The organism is Mucilaginibacter daejeonensis, from assembly GCF_020783335.1.
In the GTDB taxonomy this organism is placed as follows: domain Bacteria; phylum Bacteroidota; class Bacteroidia; order Sphingobacteriales; family Sphingobacteriaceae; genus Mucilaginibacter; species Mucilaginibacter daejeonensis.
Genome location: NZ_CP086068.1, coordinates 390,793 through 408,201, shown reverse-complemented (window position 1 = coordinate 408,201; position 17,409 = coordinate 390,793). Strand labels below are relative to the sequence as shown.

The following is a 17,409-nucleotide window of genomic DNA, read 5'->3' as shown; positions in this document are numbered from 1 at the left end:
GGAACTTCAATTAATGGTAAGTGGTGTTCAGTTCAGGTTCTAAGGCCACAGGCACAGGTTCCTGCTTTTTCTTCTTGCCCGAAAGACCGGAGAAGATGACATACAACCCGGGGATCAGGATCAAGCCAAAGAAGGTTCCTAACAGCATGCCTCCGGCAGCAGCCGTACCGATCGAGCGGTTACCCATGGCGCCCGCCCCGCTGGCGATACACAACGGGATCAAACCGGCAATGAACGCGAACGAGGTCATCAAGATCGGGCGTAAACGCGATACCGCACCTTCAATGGCGGCCTGCAATACCGTAGCACCTTCACGCTCCCGCTGCACGGCGAATTCCACGATCAAAATGGCATTTTTGCCCAGCAAGCCAATGAGCATTACCAGCGCTACTTGGGCGTAGATGTTGTTCTCGAGCCCAGTTATCTTGAGGAAGAAGAATGCTCCGAGAATACCCGTAGGCAAGGACAGGATCACCGCCAGCGGGAGCAACAAGCTCTCGTATTGCGCGGCCAGCAATAGGTACACGAACACCAAACACACGATGAAGATATAGATGGCCTGATCACCTGACAGGATCTGCTCGCGCGTCATACCAGACCATTCGAAAGAGTAACCTTTAGGAAGCTTTTCTTCGGCGATACGCTTGATCGCGTTGATGGCATCACCACTACTGTAGCCCGGTGCGGCATCGCCGTTCACCATGGCCGAGGTGTACATATTATAACGGGTCAACTGCTCAGGGCCGTAAACACGCTCCATTTTAATGAAGGTAGAGAAGGGCACCATCTCGTTCTTATCGTTCTTCACGTACAGTTGCAGTACGTCCTCAGGCTTGGCCCTGAATTCGGGCGATGCCTGTACCATGACCTTATACATTTGCCCAAAACGGATAAAGTTAGAGGCATAGTAACTACCCATCAGCGTTTGCAGGGTGCTCATGGCCTTATCGATAGTGATCCCTTTTTTGGCGGCCATATGCTGATCAACACTGATCAGGTACTGCGGAAAGTTAGGGTCGAAACTGGAGAAAGCGTTCTCGATCTCGGGCGCATCGTTAAGTGCTTTGATAAAGCCATTGGATATCTCGGCGGTCTTTTGCAGGTCGCCGGTACCGCTTTTATCCAGCATACGGATCTCAAAACCGCTGGAGTTACCAAAGCCCGGTACGGTAGGCGGCGGGAAGTATTGAATGGTGGCGTCGCTAATGTTGCGCGTACGCTTCTGCAGCTCCCGGATGATGTCGTCCAGTGATTCCTCGCGTTCGTCCCAGCTTTTCAGGTTGATCATGGCCATACCGTATGAGGCACCAGCCACCTCGTTCACCAAACTATAACCGGCCAATGTAGATACCGACTCGATAGCTTTGATGCTTTTGGTTTGCTTGTACACCGAACTCAATACCTCCTGGGTACGTTCAACAGTGGCGCCTGGTGGAGTGGTCACGTTCACGTAGATCATGCCTTGGTCCTCTGTAGGGATAAAGCCTGAAGGCAGTATGCTGCTCAAGCCATAAGTAGCGGCGAAGAAGACCGCCAATGCGATCAAAGTGACCACCCTGCGGCCTGCCACCTTGGTCAACGATCCTGAGTACTTGTTGGACACAGCATCATACCCCTTGTTGAATTTGGCAAAGAACCGGTCGATAAATCCTTTCTTATTACTGTGGTTCGGCTTCAACATGATGGCACACAAGGCCGGGGTAAGCGTTACGGCGTTAACACCCGATATCACGATGGCGATGGCCATGGTGAGCGAGAACTGACGATAAAATACCCCTACCGGACCCGACATAAATGCCACCGGCACGAACACCGCCGACATCACCAGTGTAATGGCCACAATGGCTCCGCTGATCTCTTTCATGGCACTTAGGGTAGCATCCATGGCGTTCATGTGTTCTTCGTGCATCTTCACGTGCACGGCCTCTACCACCACAATGGCGTTATCGACCACGATACCGATAGAGAGTACGAGCGCAAAGAGCGTTAACAAGTTAATAGAGAAGCCCAGCATCTGCATAAAGGCCAGCGTACCGATCAACGCAACGGGCACGGCCAGTGCAGGGATCAGTGTAGAGCGGAAATCTTGCAGGAAGATGTACACCACCACGAAAACCAGCAGGAAGGCTTCCACCAACGTATGCAGCACCTCATCGATCGAGGCATCCAGGAAGCGAGATACGTCATAGTTCACGTTGTAGGTCATCCCGCTGGGGAATTGCGTTTCCTTCAGCTCGGCCATGCGCGATTTGATGTTATTGATCACATCGCGGGCATTGGAACCCGGGCGCTGTTTGATCATGATGGATGCCGAAGGACGACCATCCGTTTCAGACACCATGCTGTAGGTCAATGAACCGAATTCGATATCGGCCACCTCTTTCAGGGTCAGCACTGTACCGTTCTCGTTGGCCCGGATCACGATCCGCTCGTATTGCTTCGGCTCAAAGAACTTGCCCTTATAACGCAGTACGTACTGCATCATTTGAGGCGAGCGGTCAGAGCTTTGTCCGGTCTTACCAGGAGCGGCCTCCACGTTCTGGGCGCGTATGGCAGCGATCACGTCGTCGGTGCTTACTTTGTACGCCATCATGCGGTCAGGCTTCAGCCATACCCGCATCGAGTATTCTTTGGCACCCATGATCTCGGCACGCCCCACACCATCTATACGCTTTAACTCTTGCAGTACGTTGATGTCGGTAAAGTTGTAAATGAATTTCTCATCGGCGGCAGGATCTGTACTCATCACGTTGAGGTACATGAGCATACTGTTCACCTCTTTTTCGGTGGTCACACCGGCTTTGATCACCTCTTCAGGCATCTCATCAATAATGGTGGCCACGCGGTTCTGTACGTTAACGGCGGCCTGATCAGGATCGGTACCAACGTTAAAGTAGATCTGGATCACGGTCAAACCATCGTTACTACAAACCGACGACATGTAGGTCATGCCGGGCACACCGTTGATGGCACGCTCCAGCGGCGTGGCTACCGCCTTGGCGCATACCTCGGCATTGGCACCCACGTAGTTGGCAGTCACCGTTACCGATGGCGGTACGATATCGGGGAACTGGGTCACCGGCAGCGTGATCAGCGCCAGTACACCCAGCAGGGTTATGATCAATGATATTACGAGCGACAGGATAGGCCGCGTAATGAATGTGTTGAACATTTATCAGGGTATTAAATGATACGATAGCTCCTTAGCATATTGCAAAGGCAGCATTCAGCAATAAATGGGTTACGGCTTATTTGGCAGCCAGTACAGGAGCCGTTCTCAACAAGCTGGGCTTGATCACCATACCGTCGCGTGCGTTCTGCGCACCTTCGAACAGGATCTTGTCGCCCGCCTTTAAGCCCTCTTTCACGATGTAGTATTGCGAAAAACGGGTCAACGGCACAAAGCTGTGCATCTTGAGCTTGTTGTCAGGACCGACCAGGTACACGTAGCTCTTGTCCTGCACCTCGAAGACCGATTTTTGCGGTATCATGATCGCGTTGTCCATCTCCGAAGTGATGTAGATCTTACCGCTGGCCCCATGACGTAACAGCTTATGTGGGTTGGGGAATTTGGCCCGTAACGAAATGGAACCGGTGGTTTGCTCGATCTCGCCTTCAATAGTCTCGATCGTGCCGCTGTGGGCATAACTGCTACCGTCGGCCAGTCCCAGTTTCACGGTATTAGCACCCTCTTCCTGTTCTCCACTATTAAGTATACGCTGATATTTAAGATACTCATTTTCAGGGAAGCTGAAGTAAGCATAAATGGAACTAATATCGGATATGCTGGTCAATAGTGTACCCTCATCGATCAGGCTCCCACCCTTAAGTGGTATACGGTCAATAATGCCGTCGAACGGGGCACGTATGGTAGTGTAGGCGATGTGTGTTTGCGCACTTTGTACATTGGCGCGGGCCTCGGCAATGGTAGCCTCGTCGGCCTTAAGCTTTGATTGCGCCACCTGCAATTCTGATGCGGCCAGTACGTTCTTGTTCACCAGCATCTTTACGCGGTCCACCTCCAGGCGGGTGGCCACGGCATCGGCTTCGGCATTGCCGAGCATCGCTTTGGCGCGAGAGAGCGCCAGGCGGTACTCCTCATCATTGATCTTGAAAAGGATCTGCCCTTTGGTCACGGGCTTACCCTCGTCAACAAATATCTTTTCTAAAAAGCCTTTCAGGCGTGAGCGCACCTCTACGTTCCGCAGGGCCTGTATATCGGCCACATAGGCGGTCTGCAGGGTGGTGTCTTGTGTCTTGATGGTCAATACGGGCATCTCCAGGGTGTCCTGGGCCTCGTTATTTTTATCTTTTGAAGAACAGCTGGCTAATAAAAATGCAGCAGCAACAACTGCCAACCAGCTATGAACTCGTTTAATTTCGGTCATGGTGTGTTAAGTCTGAAAACATAAAGGGCGTAGTGGTCCCTGTAAAAAGCTATACGGCAGGGCACGGCAAAGCAAGGCCATGCAGCACAGTGATCGGGTCGAGAAAGCTTTTATGTATCAGAAAGGGCAGAGCCGGAATAGAAAGGCGTAATAAGCAGGACGCAATGCTACGCCAATGGTGTAATTGCTGGTATTGCCCGCAACCGCCGACCTGAAATACTTATACGTTAGTTTAAGCGGTGGCGAGAACAGAAGCGCCTTTATACCTGCGTTACGCAAGCGCACGTAACGGCGCGGAGATTTGATCTTATGGGCCTTCTCAGGAACGTCATCATCGTCATCCATGAGGTGGCCAAGGCAGTCGGTCCAGGTGTTGATGTGTACACACTCCTCATCAGCGTCGTGCTGCTCCTGCACCGGGCTAAAAAGATCGGCCGTATTGCTCCCATGAAAGTAGGTGACCGAGTTGATCAGCCATACCGACAGGATGATATGTAGCCATTTTTTTAGCACTGCTTTTGCAAAATTATAAATTTAAGAGCGATCAGCTTAAATATATGATAACAAATTTGTTATGTAAATAAGAAACCGATCGATATTTTATATGTATCAACACATAAATACCCTAATTAATAACGTATTTAACTGTGCATATTATGTCTGATGAAACATCATTTGAACAGGGTGTTGCATTGAGGATGAGGTTATTTAAGCCGCACCAACTGCCACATCTCATCACTTTCTAATTTATATCTCCTATGTTTGTTAAGGTGCATGGTCACCTGCTAACCAATAATTTACCCGTTGCATATGGCTATCCTACTTATTGAAGACGAACCGAATGTTGTATCAGTGATCAAACGTGGCCTTGCTGAACATGGTCACGAGGTAAGCGCAGCTTCTAACGGGCTTACCGGCCTGCAAATGGCGCTCAACCATTCCTTTGACCTGGTGATCCTGGACGTGATGCTACCCGGGCTCGATGGTATACAGATATGCCGCCGCATACGCGAGAAGGATAAGAACATCCCTATCCTGATGCTCACCGCTCTCAACTCAACCGACAACATCGTTACCGGGCTTGATACCGGGGCCGATGATTATTTGGTAAAACCCTTTAAGATAGCCGAACTTGCTGCCCGTTTACGTACCCTGCTCAGGCGCCGCAATACGGAAGGTCAGCAGCCCAGTCATTTGTATATCATTGATGACCTTGAGGTAGACACCGAGGCCAAGACCGCATCGCGCGGGGGCACAGCTCTAAACCTCACCAGTACCGAATACCGCTTGCTCGAGTACTTTATCAAGAATCAGAAAAAGGTACTATCGCGCATACAGATACTGGAAAGTGTGTGGGACATCGACTTTAACCTGGGTACCAACGTGGTGGACGTTTATGTGAATTACCTGCGCAAAAAACTGGAAAAGACCGGCTCGCGCAAGCTGATCCACACCGTGTTCGGTATGGGATACATGATGAAGGACGACGAAGAGTAAATGAACATACAGAGTAAGATAACGCTGCTGTTCGTACTCCTGTCAACAGGCATTCTGTTGCTGCTCAACGCGTTCATTCTTTATTTTGACTATCAATTCAATTACGAGGATTTTTTTAAACGGCTGGAGACCCGCGTGAACATCACGGCGCAAACGCGGCTTTTTCCAGGTGAACGCAGCCGGGCTTATGCCGAAGTACGCAAAAAGTACCTGGAGGTACTTAATGACGAGAAAGAGTATGTGATCAGCGCCGATAAAGAAGGCAAGTTCGATACCCAGGGCTTTCCCAAAGAGTTCATTGATGAGATGAGGGCCAGCGGCAGCGCCCGCATCAAATACAGGAACACCTTTTTGGCCGGCAAGGCCGTGAGCCTTAACGACCGTAAGTACCTGATCATTGTATCGGCACGTAACCCGTACGGACTGCGCGAATTGGAAGAATTGCAGAAGATCCTGCTCGTTGGCTTTGCAGGTTCGCTCATTGTAGCATTCTTTGTGGGTAAGGCATTCTCTTACTACACCTTTGACCCCATACGTAAACTTACCGAGCAGATCAAGACCATTAGCTCTGATAACCTGCACCTGCGCCTGCAGGAGCCCGCCGGCAAGGACGAGATAGCCGAACTGACGCACACTTATAATAACATGCTCATACGGCTCGAAACGGCCTTTGACACGCAGAACAACTTTGTGAGCAATGCCTCGCACGAACTGCGTACCCCGCTAACAGTGATCACGAGTGAGCTGGAGCTGGCTCTTGGCCGCAAAGACCTGAACCCCGAACAGCGCGAGGTGTTCAAGACCATTGACCAGCAGACCGACAAGCTGATCAGCATACTGAATAGCTTACTAATGCTGGCCCAAACGGGATTCGACGGTAAAAAACAGGAACGGGAACTTATTAGGGCCGATGAGCTGATCTGGATGTGCATAGCCGAAGTAAAGAAGATACGTCCGGCAGGCAAAATCGAGCTCGACCTATCGGCCATGCCTGACGATGAGGCGCTGATCACGCTGTACGGATCAAGTAACCTGCTGTTGCTTGCGCTGACCAACATCATCAACAACGCCTGTAAATACTCTAATGACCTGCCCGTGGTGATCAGGCTATCCAACATGAACGATCAGGTGAACATCACTGTGACCGACCGCGGCATCGGCATCCCTCCCGCCGAGTTGCCGCACATCTTCCAGCCGTTCTTCCGTGCCTCCAACACCAGCAATTTTATGGGTCATGGCGTGGGTTTGCCGCTTACTTTCAACATCGTGCGCATGCACAAGGGCACGGTCAACATCACATCCATGATCGACCGCGGCACGCAGGTTCAGGTACAACTTCCGGTTGCAAGCCAAAGCTGATCCTCATCAAATTCTAATCATTATCTTAATAGTTACTAATGACCCGGCGTTACCATTGTATATAACCAATGCAATGATCGCTTAAAGTCATGAAAGCTATACGGACTTTGCTCATACCTACTGATCTTGACCCAGCCATGCTGGGCTGCATCACGGTGCTGGCAAAGCGGCTGTATCCGCAAAAGATCGAGGTGATATTGGTGCACCTGATGAAGCTGACCGATAACCCTACCGACCTGGAAAAGTTATCGCGTCGGTCGGCGGAGTACCAAAAGATCAGCAGTGGTTTTTATGATGCCTGTGCCTTATTGAAGCAAGCCAACCCCGACAGTATTCACGATATCCGCATCGAGTTCTTTTACGGAAGTACCGTAGCGGTGTTCAGAGATTACTTACAGACCAACGATGTGGACGATATTGTGATGCTCAACCATTATGCGTATCGCAAACTGAATAAGAACAGCATATCGCCAGAGTTGATGGTGCAACGCCTGGGAATGAAGGTGATGACCATCGATCATGAGCCAGACCTGCCGGGTAGGGTAAAAAAGATATTGGAAGCATTGGCCGCGGCCAATGCTTAAAGATAATGCAGGAACGCTTTTCGGAAAGACCGTCAAGCTGACCACGGTCATGCCCGGGGTCCGGAAGACATAGTGTTCTATATCCTGTAGTTTTGTTTAGTGTTTGTTTTTAAGGCCGCCGGTGCGATACGGGCGGCCTTATTTGTTAAATACCAATTGAGATATCAGCCACAAAAAAAGGCGGTCAATAACCGCCTTTTATATAATGTACATGATCGCTTATTTCAGTTGGCTCAGCGCCTCGCGTATACGTGGGATCATGTTCTCGATATCTTCCAGGGTGGATGTACCTACCGATGCCCTGAACCAGGTCACTTCTTCGCCGGTACCAAATGCCGAAAATGGCACCAATGCCACACGCGCAGCTTTGATGAGGTAAAAATTGATATCGCCCGAGGTTTGGAGAACTTGTCCGTCAGGGGTGGTCTTGCCTAAGTAGTCCAATTTAATGGTGAGGTATATAGCACCCATTGGTTCAATAGCATCAACCGCAAAGCCATCGTTCTTTAATTCAGTAAAGCCCTGGTATAACTTGGTGAGGCTGGCCTGTACGCGTGCACTAAAGGTATCCAGGTAAGCGTGAAGCTTTTGAGTATCCTGAATGTAGTGTGCAGTAGCTACCTGCTCGGCCTTAGGTGCCCAGGCGCCCATGTGACCTACAATAGCTTTCATTTTGGAGATAATGTTCTCCGGACCAAAGCCCCAGCCTACACGTACACCGGTAGCGGCCAGGCATTTCGATATACCGTCGATATAAACGGTCACATCTTTCAACTCAGGACGCAGGGTAACCGGGTCGTAATGCTTTTTGCCAAAGGTCAGCATGGCATATATCTGATCGTACATAATGTACAATGGCTTTTCGCCCTCGCCACGACTGGCGTTCTCGGCGATCACCAGGTCGCATATGGCCTCCAACTCTTCCTTACCGAACATAGTACCGGTAGGGTTTTGCGGCGAGCAAAGGCACAATAGCGTAGCGCCCTTCAGGTGCGGCTCTAGGTCGGCAGCTGTTGGTAAAAAGTTATTTTCGGGTTTGGTCTCTACCTGTATCTCGGTAGCGCCGGTGATATGGCAGTAGTGGTTGTTGTTCCATGATGGCAGGGCATAGATCACTTTGTCGCCGGCATCTACCAATGCTAAAAAGGTAGAGTAGATCAGCGGGCGCGATCCGCTCGAGATCAGCACCTCATTGGCGGTCACTTGGATGCCATGCTCATCTGCCAAAAAGGTGGCTACCTGTTTACGCAGGTCCAGTATACCGTCGGCCGGTGGGTAGTTGGTTTGGTTGTCCTGGTAGGCGGCAATGATGCCATCGCGCAGCTCCTCAGGAATAGGATAGATATGCGGGTCGAAATCGCCGATGGTCAGGTTGGCGATCTGCTGTCCCTGACGCTTTAACTCGTTGATCTCGTTGCCAATTTTAATGATCTCAGAACCCTTGAGGGTTTGAGCCAGTACCGAAACGCTCATAATGGTATGTTTGTGAGCGGCAAAGATAGGCAAACCGCCCGACCCTTAACAGACCAATTAAAAAGATAACGCTGTCTCAAAGAGGTCTCAGACCGTTGATCCAAACCCAGATCATTCGCTCCGACAGAGCTATTTGTAAAAAGCTGTAATAACCTGCAAAGGTCATACATTTTTTCAGCGATCGCTGACATTTATAAGCCAACGAGGAGCGTCTGAAAACAAGAAGAGCCGTTGGATCAATGGCTCTTCTTGTTTGTATCTAATGTGGCTGCTTAAGCGGCCGCAGGTTTACGCAGGCGAATAATGCGCATCCAGTGCATCACCTTCATCACCGGATATACCGGATCGATCTCGAACCAACGGGCACCAAAGTTAGGGCTGTTAGGGCGTTTGTGGTGATTGTTCTGAAACAGTTCGCCCAGCATCAAAAAGTCGAACGGGGTAGTGTTCTTTGATTTATCGCCGTTATCAAAGTTGGTGTAACCGTATTTGTGACCGCACCAGTTAACGATAGCGCCATGCAATGGGCCCATTATGAATTGGATAGGCAGTAACAACCACAGGTACCAGTGGTCAGCAAATACAGCATAGAAAGCTACATACAGCAAACCAAAGAACACACGAGTGATATTATGTGATCCGTAATAATCAAGTAGGTGCCATTCCGGATAATTGCCTTTAAATTGTGCCTCAGGCTCTCTCAAACGTTTCTCGTACAAACGGAAACTAACGGCCGTTTTGTACATCATTTGAAACACGTCGGTAAAGAAGTGAGGTGAGTGAGGATCTTTCTCAGTATCGCTGTAAGCGTGGTGCTCGCGGTGCATGATCGCATAAGCACGCGGGTTCAGGAACGAAGGCCCCTGGCAAATAAAAGTAAGCGTGTGGAACACACGTTCGGTCACCTTGTTAGTGGTGAACATTTTGTGTGCTGCATACCTATGCAGATAGAACGTTTGAAAGAACAACGACAAGAACCAGTGACAAACAAAGAATATGATTATGATCATATGTTAAGCTGTTATAGTACAATGCTATAACAATTTTTTAGTGTACAAAATATTTGCGCAAAGGTAGCATTAATAATGCAACATGTTAATTGTTTTCCACATAAAAAGCCGGCAGGTAAAACCTCCGGCTCTGATACCTTTTAACGTTCAGTTATAACGCTTTGTATCCCAAAAAAGTATATGGTGCGGTATTTCACTGTAAAGATATCTGGAACTGATCGGCCATCAATTTATATGAGTTCAAACGGTCGTTAAAGTCTTCAGCTATGGTCACTAACATCACCTCATCTACGTTATAAGTATTGGCCAAACTGGTAACTTTCGCCTTCATGTCCTCCGGTGTCCCCACGATCATGCGGCGGCGGTTCATCCGGATGCGCTCCTGGTCCTGGGCAGTATATTGAGCATCTTTCACATCCTCATAGCTAAGCGGTACGATGCCTCCACCCTTTTCAAATTGCAGGAAACGATGGTCCATCACGGCCTGATGCTGCATCACCTTTTCCTCGTCCTCTGAGCAAAAAGCAAATATGGCCACATTAGCTTCCGGCGCTGCCAGATCGGCCGATGGTGTGAAACGCGCACGATAAAGCTCTACGGCCTGTGCACCACCCACCGGGTTAATAAAGTGGGCGAACGAGAAACCCATCCCGAAGTGTGCGGCGAATAGGCTGCTTTGCCCGCTTGAGCTTAATAGCCACTGCGCAGGCACGGTATCGATCATGGGGATGGCACGTATCTTGGCGGCTACAGGGCCTGTTTCCGCCGTGTCATGAAAATAGTTCTGCAGGTCCATCAACTGCTCCACAAAGTCCTGTTCGCGAAACTGGTTCGATGGGTTAAGCACCGATGCGGTCAGCCTGTCGGTACCCGGCGCGCGGCCCATGCCCAGGTCTATACGGCCCGGGAACATAGCTTCCAGCATCCTAAAGTTCTCGGCTACCTTAAGCGCACTATGATTGGGCATCATCACGCCACCTGAACCTAAGCGCAAATGCTGCGTTTGGCCTGCCAAATGGGCGATAAGCACTTCGGGGGTAGATCCTGCAAGGCTACCTGTATTATGATGTTCGGACACCCAGAAACGGGTGTATCCTAGTTGATCGGTCAGTCTGGCTAACTCTACAGTTTCCTGAACGGCCTGGCTTGCACTCACACCCTTACGCACGGGTGATTGGTCAAGCACACTTAGTTTTATATTGTTCATATCGTGCTCATCAACACAATTATCAGGCTAAGAAAATGTTTTGTCATTCATCTACTCTTTTTATGGCGCAATGTTTACAAAATGGCATGATAACGCTGACTTACGACATCTGTTTAACTATAGTGTAATGGTAAATTTACCCATGTGAAAATAAATAGCGTGTTCGTTTGTTTCGTCAAAAAATACTGCTCTACAGGAAAACATTTCATTAATTTCATCCTACCTAAAGTATTTCTCGCAAGATCCCAAAGACCATTTTTTTTCGCATAGATGATGACCGACGAGGCAAAGAACTTTTTGTTACTGAACATGGTGGGCGAGATAGAGGACTATGCCATCTTGCTGCTGGATACAGAGGGCAATATCGAGAACTGGAACAAAGGCGCCGAAAAGATCAAAGGTTATAAAGCCGAAGAGGCTATAGGCAACAGTTTCAGGATGTTCTATGGCGAAGAGGACAGGCTTAAGGGAAAGCCCGACATGCTTTTGAACAGGGCCCGTATCGAAGGTAAGGCTTTTGATGAAGGCTGGCGCGTTCGTAAAGATGGCAGCCGTTTTTGGGGAAGCGTGCTCATCACGCCCATTCGTGACCCAGAGCGTACGATCATCGGTTTCACCAAAGTGACCCGCGACCTTACCGACAAGATGCTGGCCGCACAGGCCCTCGAACAGCACCTGAACGAGCTAAAGCTTAAGAACAAGGAGTTGGAACAATTCGTTTACATTGCCTCGCACGACCTGCAGGAGCCTCTATTGACCGTCAGTAACTTTATTGACCTGCTTAAAACGGAATACGCTCATGTGCATGACGATGATGCGCAAATGTACATCGACTTTATACAAGAGGCATCAGAGCGGATGCGCAACCTGATCAAGGACCTGCTGGACCATTCGCGCATAGGCAAAAGCCGTGGCACGGAGATGGTGAACGTGAACGCCCTGCTTAGTGAGGTGATCCATGACCTTGATTCACTGATCATCGCGTCGGGCGCCAGGCTGCATATCGATGATATGCCGATCATTAAGGCCTACCCTACCGAGCTGCGCCAGTTGTTCCAGAACCTGATCACTAACGCCGTTAAATTTACTCGCCGCGGTGTAGCTCCTGAGATCACGATCAAGGCAGAACCATTTAGCATGGGCTGGCGGTTCTTTGTGGCCGACAATGGGATCGGCATCGATGTAAAACACAAGGACAAGATATTCCTGATCTTCCAGCGCCTCAACAACCGCGACGAGTATCCGGGCAACGGCATTGGCCTGGCCCATTGCAAAAAGATAGCTGTTATGCACAACGGCGAGATAGAGGTAGACTCGGTACCTGACCAGGGAAGTACCTTTAGTTTCACTGTGGCTTTATAATATTTATTATAGATGAAGAAGATCAGAGATCTTGATCACGTATTGCTGATCGACGATGACAAGCCTACCAATTTTCTGCACAAAAAGATCATCGAGCGCGCAGGCCTCGACGTGGACGTACAGGCCCTTACTTCTGCCGTGGAGGCACTCGAATTTTTGACCTATAGTGGCAAGTATGAAGGTACCGAGGACATTAAACGCCCGGGTATTATCTTTTTAGATATCAATATGCCGGGCATGAACGGCTGGGAATTTATGGAGGCATATCATGCACTTCCTGAAACGCAGAAGGCACGCATCGTGGTGATCATGCTGACCACCTCGCTCAACACCGACGACCGCGACCGGGCCATGAAAGACAAAGATATAGCCACTTTCTATCACAAGCCTCTTCGCCCCGAAATGGTATTAGAGCTGGTGAACCAGTATTTCCCTGAAACTGAAGAATTGAGCTGATAAGGATCCCAGGCATTTTCATAACAACTAAAAAGCCCCTTTCAGGTAATGAGAGGGGCTTTTTGTTATTCCTATTAGCAGGTACTTATTTATCCTTTTTAAGTGTGATACTGATCACGCTGCGATCGGTGCTCGTACCCTGAGCTACATCGCCTCGCTTACGTACATCTATAGATTGGATCTTGTCCGGCGACAAAGAGCCGATCTTGAAGTTTTCGGGAGCCTCTTTACCGTCGATCATATACAGAGGGGCCACATCTTTGGAGGCGTCCTTAACTTTATAGCCGAAAACTACCGTGACCTTTTTCTTTCCTGATGTACTGTCGGTGGATGCCGAACCTGTCGAAAAAGTATTTCTGCGCAGGTACACGATCTTAGGTACTTCCCGGAGTGAATCTTTTCGAAGTTGTGCATCTTCCTGGTTCATCATGTTGAAGATCACCGGCACGGTGTATTGTACATCTACCTTACGGTCATTTTGCTCGCCAGGGATCCATTTAGGCGAGGCTTTAATAACTCTTACCGCTTCTTCGCTTAAACCTCCACCTAAACGGTCGCTTAATGCTTTCACATCATCCAGAGAGCCGTCGCGCCTTACCACAAAGGTCACGTTCACGCGGCCTTGCACGTTGTTTTGTTTGGCTTCTTCGGGATAACGCAGGTTCTTATGCAGGAAATTGAAGAACGAACTAACGCCACCCGGGAACTCCGGTAACTTTTCAACCACGGTGAAAACCTCATGATGGTCGTCAGGCTTAAGTGTGTCAACGCTTTTACCAACGCGGTCGGCAGCAATGGTAACGGGTTTGTCTTGCACCACCAAATCATTGCTGGTCTTGAGGTCGGCGGCACTCATGTGCAATTCCTCTTGTGGCTGTGGCGGGGCAGCGATCTGCTGTTCAGGCGCTATCTGATCCATTGTTACCGGCGCAGGCGCATCTAAGATAGTGAGGGCCTCTTTCCTGATCGTTTTGATCACCTTGCTGTTATTGATCGTTGCTGATGATAAGATCAGCATGAGAGCGAACAACGGTGCCGAAAATCCGTACTTGATCAGTGCCACATAGCTCGACCGGTTCTTTTGCAGCATCATGATGCGCTGCTTGAGCACACTGCCATCAAAGAATGGGTTCAGTAGATGGTGCACCGGCGTATCGAATGTTTGGCTCACCAGCAGCATGGCATATTCGGCCTTATTGACACCACTTTCAAGCGCATCGCGATCGGCGATGAATTCGTGTATATTTTTGATCGACCGGCGATAAAGATATACCATTGGGTTGAACCAGTTGATGATCATAATGACCTCGATAAGCAGCACATCGGCCGAGTGCCATTGGCGGGCATGCACCTCCTCGTGAGCCATGATCACCTGCCGGTCGGCAAGGTCATCATCAACCCTGATCTTTTTAAAAAATGACCAGGCCGCTGCTCCCGTACCGTTGCGTATGATCTTATTGAGCGCGAACAATTGCCACATCAACTTAATGCTCAGCACTGCTATACCGGCCATGTAAATAAAACGCAGTATCTCGCCTGTGGTCACGTTATCGGGCTGCATGCCGTTGAACTGATAAATGACCGATGGGCTGGCGCTATAGATGGTTTGCTGTACCTTTTGGGTAATGAACCACTGTTTGACCAGGTCATACTGCATTAGCGGGATCACAAATGATACCACGGCCGAACTGACCAGGTAGATCCGGTTAAGTTGAAAAAAGGTCTCACGGCGCAGCAGCGCCACATAGAACCCGTAGAACAGGATGAGGTACAGGTTGCTCAGCAATAAATAGTGCCACCAGGTCATAGCGGTATGCGGTTAAAGGTTATTGGTCCTTGAACTTTTCGATAAGTTTCATGATCTCATCGGCCTCTTTTACATTGATCTTTTCCTTTTGCACAAAAAAGGAGAACATCCTTTTCACCGAATTATCAAAATAGCCGGTCAGTAGTTTGTCGGAGGCAAAGTTCTGATACTCATCCTTACTAATGATCGGATGATATTCGTGGCTTTTGCCGTAAGCGGTATGCCCTACAAAACCCTTGGTCTCCAATATCCTGATAATGGTAGATACCGTGTTATAAGCCGGTTTGGGCTCAGGCAGGCGGTCTATCACATCTTTAACATAACCCTTTTTGATCTGCCAGAGCACATGCATCAGCTGCTCCTCGGCGCGGGTAAGTTCTTTGATCTCCATAAAAAGTACGAATAAAACGCTGACCACTAGTTCGATCAGCTTATGCTCAATAATTTAAAGCTACAACTAATTATTTAGTAGACAAATTATTTTATACGCTATACCAACATTTGTTGCCATGCACAGTTGTACAGCTTAAAACCTAAGTACTGATGCATATAACTTTTCATGGTGCTGCGCGCAAGGTGACCGGCAGCAAACATATCGTTCAGCTTAATGATGGCACCAGCATACTGCTGGACTGTGGCATGTTCCAGGGCCTTGGCGAAAAGACCGAGGAGATGAACGAGCATTTTGGCTTCAACCCCAAAAAGGTAGATGCCATGATCTTGTCGCATGCGCATATTGACCATTGCGGACTGATACCCAAGCTGGTGGCCGAGGGCTACGATGGCCCGATCTACTGCACTGCTCCCACCATGGAACTGGCCCGCATCCTACTCATGGATTCGGCCAAGATACAGGAGCAGGACGCCGATTTTGAGAACCGCCAGCGCAAAAAGAAAGGCCAGGAAACACTAAGCGCGCTATACACCGAAGAGCAGGCCATGGAGGCTTTAAGACTGTTCAAGGTAGTGGAGTATCAGCAAGAGACCGACATCAACCCTAACGTAAAGTTCATGCTGACCGATGCCGGGCACGTGATCGGCAGCGCTGCGATACATTTGACCATCAAAGAAGATAACAAAGAGACGCGCATCACCTTCAGTGGCGATGTGGGCCGTTACGGCGATCTGTTACTGCGCAGTCCGCAAACCTTTCCGCAAGCCGACCATATCCTGCTTGAATCGACCTATGGTGATTCGTTACACAAAGACCTTGACCCCATTGCTGATGCCCTGCGCGAGATCATCCATGAGACCTGCATCATTAAACGTGGCAAGGTGATCATCCCCGCGTTCAGTGTGGGCCGTACGCAAGAGTTGCTGTATGCATTGAACTCGCTGGAATTGAAGAATACCCTGCCGGATACGCTGTACTTTGTAGATAGCCCCCTGTCTGACAAGGCCACGCAGGTGATCAAGGACCACCCCGAAGAGTACAATAAAGAGGTGAAAGAGGTAATGAAGACCGACCATGACCCGTTCGGTTTCAAAGGGTTGCGGTTCGTGCAGTCTACCGAGGAATCAATGGCCCTGAATGATGACCCGCGCCCAATGGTGATCATTTCCTCCTCAGGTATGGCCGAGGCGGGCCGTGTAAGGCACCACATCCGCAATAACATCGAGAACGAGAAGAACACTATCCTGATCGTGGGTTATTGCGAGCCAAGCAGCCTGGGTGGCCAATTAATGAACGGCAACAAGCAGGTGTATATATTTGGTGATCAGTATGATGTAAAGGCAAAGGTGTGCGTGATCAAGAGCATGAGCGCCCATGGCGACTACGAGGACCTGCTGCATTTTTTAAGCTGCCAGGACCCGGCCAAGGTCAAGAACCTGTTCCTGATCCATGGCGAGTATGATGTGCAACAGCACTTTGCCCAAACCTTGAAAGACAAAGGTTTTGATAACATCGAGATACCTTACCAGCACCAAAAAATAGAGCTATAGAGTAGCTGGATGTGTACTGCCAAGCATTATGAAATTCGTAATGATACCGCCGGTCGGCCCTTTTAGCGCCAGCGGACAGCCCTGCAAGTGTTACATTTGGGTGTTACATTAGGCTAAATGCTGTTACATTTGGTGTTACATTCTTGAAAAACGTTGTTTTTTCTGGAAAAATTTGGGTTTTTACGAATTTCGTAATGCTGAAAAGTGGGGAAATTTGGGGAATTCTGTTACAGCGGTGTAACAGTGAACAGCCTCTCCGAACAGCGCTCCCATCACTCCCCGGGAGGGAGGGCTTTAAGTTGAGCTTCACTTTAAGAGTACT

At 49.3% G+C, this 17,409-nt stretch carries 14 protein-coding genes; 6 read left to right on the top strand and 8 right to left on the bottom strand.

All coding sequences use genetic code 11. The features are described 5' to 3' along the window. Nucleotides 1-10 precede the first annotated feature (10 nt). The 3 genes from LLH06_RS01785 to LLH06_RS01775 all read right to left on the bottom strand — a co-directional run bounded on the left by LLH06_RS01785 (nucleotide 11) and on the right by LLH06_RS01775 (nucleotide 4,901). The gene (locus LLH06_RS01785; protein ID WP_228171540.1) at nucleotides 11-3,172 is read right to left on the bottom strand and encodes an efflux RND transporter permease subunit; all 3,162 of its coding nucleotides are present in this window, start codon (nucleotides 3,170-3,172) and stop codon (nucleotides 11-13) included. A gap of 76 nt (nucleotides 3,173-3,248) precedes the next feature. After that, nucleotides 3,249-4,388: an efflux RND transporter periplasmic adaptor subunit gene (locus tag LLH06_RS01780; RefSeq protein WP_228171539.1), complete on the bottom strand. Its 1,140-nt coding sequence runs from the start codon at nucleotides 4,386-4,388 to the stop codon at nucleotides 3,249-3,251. Nucleotides 4,389-4,505: 117 nt separating this feature from the next. After that, nucleotides 4,506-4,901 carry a hypothetical protein gene (locus LLH06_RS01775; RefSeq protein WP_228171538.1) on the bottom strand — a complete coding sequence of 132 codons (396 nt, stop codon included), beginning with the start codon at nucleotides 4,899-4,901 and terminating at the stop codon, nucleotides 4,506-4,508. A 297-nt stretch (nucleotides 4,902-5,198) separates the two neighbouring features. Here LLH06_RS01775 and LLH06_RS01770 point away from each other — a divergent pair, with 297 nt between their 5' ends. The 3 genes from LLH06_RS01770 (at nucleotide 5,199) to LLH06_RS01760 (ending at nucleotide 7,828) form a co-directional block, all read left to right on the top strand. Beyond that, nucleotides 5,199-5,885, top strand: coding sequence for a response regulator transcription factor (locus LLH06_RS01770; RefSeq protein ID WP_228171537.1), 687 nt, complete (start codon nucleotides 5,199-5,201; stop codon nucleotides 5,883-5,885). After that, nucleotides 5,886-7,244: a HAMP domain-containing sensor histidine kinase gene (locus LLH06_RS01765; RefSeq protein ID WP_228171535.1), complete on the top strand. Its 1,359-nt coding sequence runs from the start codon at nucleotides 5,886-5,888 to the stop codon at nucleotides 7,242-7,244. A gap of 89 nt (nucleotides 7,245-7,333) precedes the next feature. Continuing rightward, nucleotides 7,334-7,828 carry a hypothetical protein gene (locus LLH06_RS01760; RefSeq protein ID WP_228171534.1) on the top strand — a complete coding sequence of 165 codons (495 nt, stop codon included), beginning with the start codon at nucleotides 7,334-7,336 and terminating at the stop codon, nucleotides 7,826-7,828. 219 nt (nucleotides 7,829-8,047) lie between these two features. Here LLH06_RS01760 and LLH06_RS01755 read toward each other — a convergent pair whose 3' ends face one another. The 3 genes from LLH06_RS01755 to LLH06_RS01745 form a co-directional block, all read right to left on the bottom strand. Beyond that, on the bottom strand, nucleotides 8,048-9,301 hold the full coding sequence (locus LLH06_RS01755) for a pyridoxal phosphate-dependent aminotransferase (RefSeq protein ID WP_228171532.1): 1,254 nt from the start codon (nucleotides 9,299-9,301) through the stop codon (nucleotides 8,048-8,050). 272 nt (nucleotides 9,302-9,573) lie between these two features. Then, the gene (locus LLH06_RS01750; RefSeq protein ID WP_228171531.1) at nucleotides 9,574-10,311 is read right to left on the bottom strand and encodes an acyl-CoA desaturase; all 738 of its coding nucleotides are present in this window, start codon (nucleotides 10,309-10,311) and stop codon (nucleotides 9,574-9,576) included. A 193-nt stretch (nucleotides 10,312-10,504) separates the two neighbouring features. After that, nucleotides 10,505-11,518 carry an LLM class flavin-dependent oxidoreductase gene (locus tag LLH06_RS01745; RefSeq protein WP_228171530.1) on the bottom strand — a complete coding sequence of 338 codons (1,014 nt, stop codon included), beginning with the start codon at nucleotides 11,516-11,518 and terminating at the stop codon, nucleotides 10,505-10,507. A gap of 270 nt (nucleotides 11,519-11,788) precedes the next feature. Here LLH06_RS01745 and LLH06_RS01740 point away from each other — a divergent pair, with 270 nt between their 5' ends. Together LLH06_RS01740 and LLH06_RS01735 are read left to right on the top strand one after the other, a co-directional pair. Further along, nucleotides 11,789-12,880, top strand: coding sequence for a sensor histidine kinase (locus tag LLH06_RS01740; RefSeq protein ID WP_228171529.1), 1,092 nt, complete (start codon nucleotides 11,789-11,791; stop codon nucleotides 12,878-12,880). Nucleotides 12,881-12,892: 12 nt separating this feature from the next. Further along, nucleotides 12,893-13,336: a response regulator gene (locus LLH06_RS01735; RefSeq protein ID WP_228171528.1), complete on the top strand. Its 444-nt coding sequence runs from the start codon at nucleotides 12,893-12,895 to the stop codon at nucleotides 13,334-13,336. An 85-nt stretch (nucleotides 13,337-13,421) separates the two neighbouring features. Here LLH06_RS01735 and LLH06_RS01730 read toward each other — a convergent pair whose 3' ends face one another. Beyond that, nucleotides 13,422-15,143: a M56 family metallopeptidase gene (locus LLH06_RS01730; protein WP_228171526.1), complete on the bottom strand. Its 1,722-nt coding sequence runs from the start codon at nucleotides 15,141-15,143 to the stop codon at nucleotides 13,422-13,424. Between the two features lie 19 nt (nucleotides 15,144-15,162). Beyond that, entirely contained in the window at nucleotides 15,163-15,534 is a 372-nt protein-coding gene (locus tag LLH06_RS01725; RefSeq protein ID WP_228171525.1) for a BlaI/MecI/CopY family transcriptional regulator, read from the bottom strand. Nucleotides 15,535-15,686: 152 nt separating this feature from the next. Here LLH06_RS01725 and LLH06_RS01720 point away from each other — a divergent pair, with 152 nt between their 5' ends. Then, nucleotides 15,687-17,087: an MBL fold metallo-hydrolase gene (locus tag LLH06_RS01720; RefSeq protein WP_228171524.1), complete on the top strand. Its 1,401-nt coding sequence runs from the start codon at nucleotides 15,687-15,689 to the stop codon at nucleotides 17,085-17,087. Nucleotides 17,088-17,409 lie beyond the last annotated feature (322 nt).

Bases quoted from the DNA above. Each gene is read 5' to 3' on its own strand.
- LLH06_RS01785 (WP_228171540.1), bottom strand. From the start codon at position 3,172: ATGTTCAACACATTCATTACGCGGCCTATCCTGTCGCTCGTAATATCA.
- LLH06_RS01780 (WP_228171539.1), bottom strand. From the start codon at position 4,388: ATGACCGAAATTAAACGAGTTCATAGCTGGTTGGCAGTTGTTGCTGCT.
- LLH06_RS01770 (WP_228171537.1), top strand. From the start codon at position 5,199: ATGGCTATCCTACTTATTGAAGACGAACCGAATGTTGTATCAGTGATC.
- LLH06_RS01765 (WP_228171535.1), top strand. From the start codon at position 5,886: ATGAACATACAGAGTAAGATAACGCTGCTGTTCGTACTCCTGTCAACA.
- LLH06_RS01760 (WP_228171534.1), top strand. From the start codon at position 7,334: ATGAAAGCTATACGGACTTTGCTCATACCTACTGATCTTGACCCAGCC.
- LLH06_RS01755 (WP_228171532.1), bottom strand. From the start codon at position 9,301: ATGAGCGTTTCGGTACTGGCTCAAACCCTCAAGGGTTCTGAGATCATT.
- LLH06_RS01750 (WP_228171531.1), bottom strand. From the start codon at position 10,311: ATGATCATAATCATATTCTTTGTTTGTCACTGGTTCTTGTCGTTGTTC.
- LLH06_RS01745 (WP_228171530.1), bottom strand. From the start codon at position 11,518: ATGAACAATATAAAACTAAGTGTGCTTGACCAATCACCCGTGCGTAAG.
- LLH06_RS01740 (WP_228171529.1), top strand. From the start codon at position 11,789: ATGATGACCGACGAGGCAAAGAACTTTTTGTTACTGAACATGGTGGGC.
- LLH06_RS01735 (WP_228171528.1), top strand. From the start codon at position 12,893: ATGAAGAAGATCAGAGATCTTGATCACGTATTGCTGATCGACGATGAC.
- LLH06_RS01730 (WP_228171526.1), bottom strand. From the start codon at position 15,143: ATGACCTGGTGGCACTATTTATTGCTGAGCAACCTGTACCTCATCCTG.
- LLH06_RS01725 (WP_228171525.1), bottom strand. From the start codon at position 15,534: ATGGAGATCAAAGAACTTACCCGCGCCGAGGAGCAGCTGATGCATGTG.
- LLH06_RS01720 (WP_228171524.1), top strand. From the start codon at position 15,687: ATGCATATAACTTTTCATGGTGCTGCGCGCAAGGTGACCGGCAGCAAA.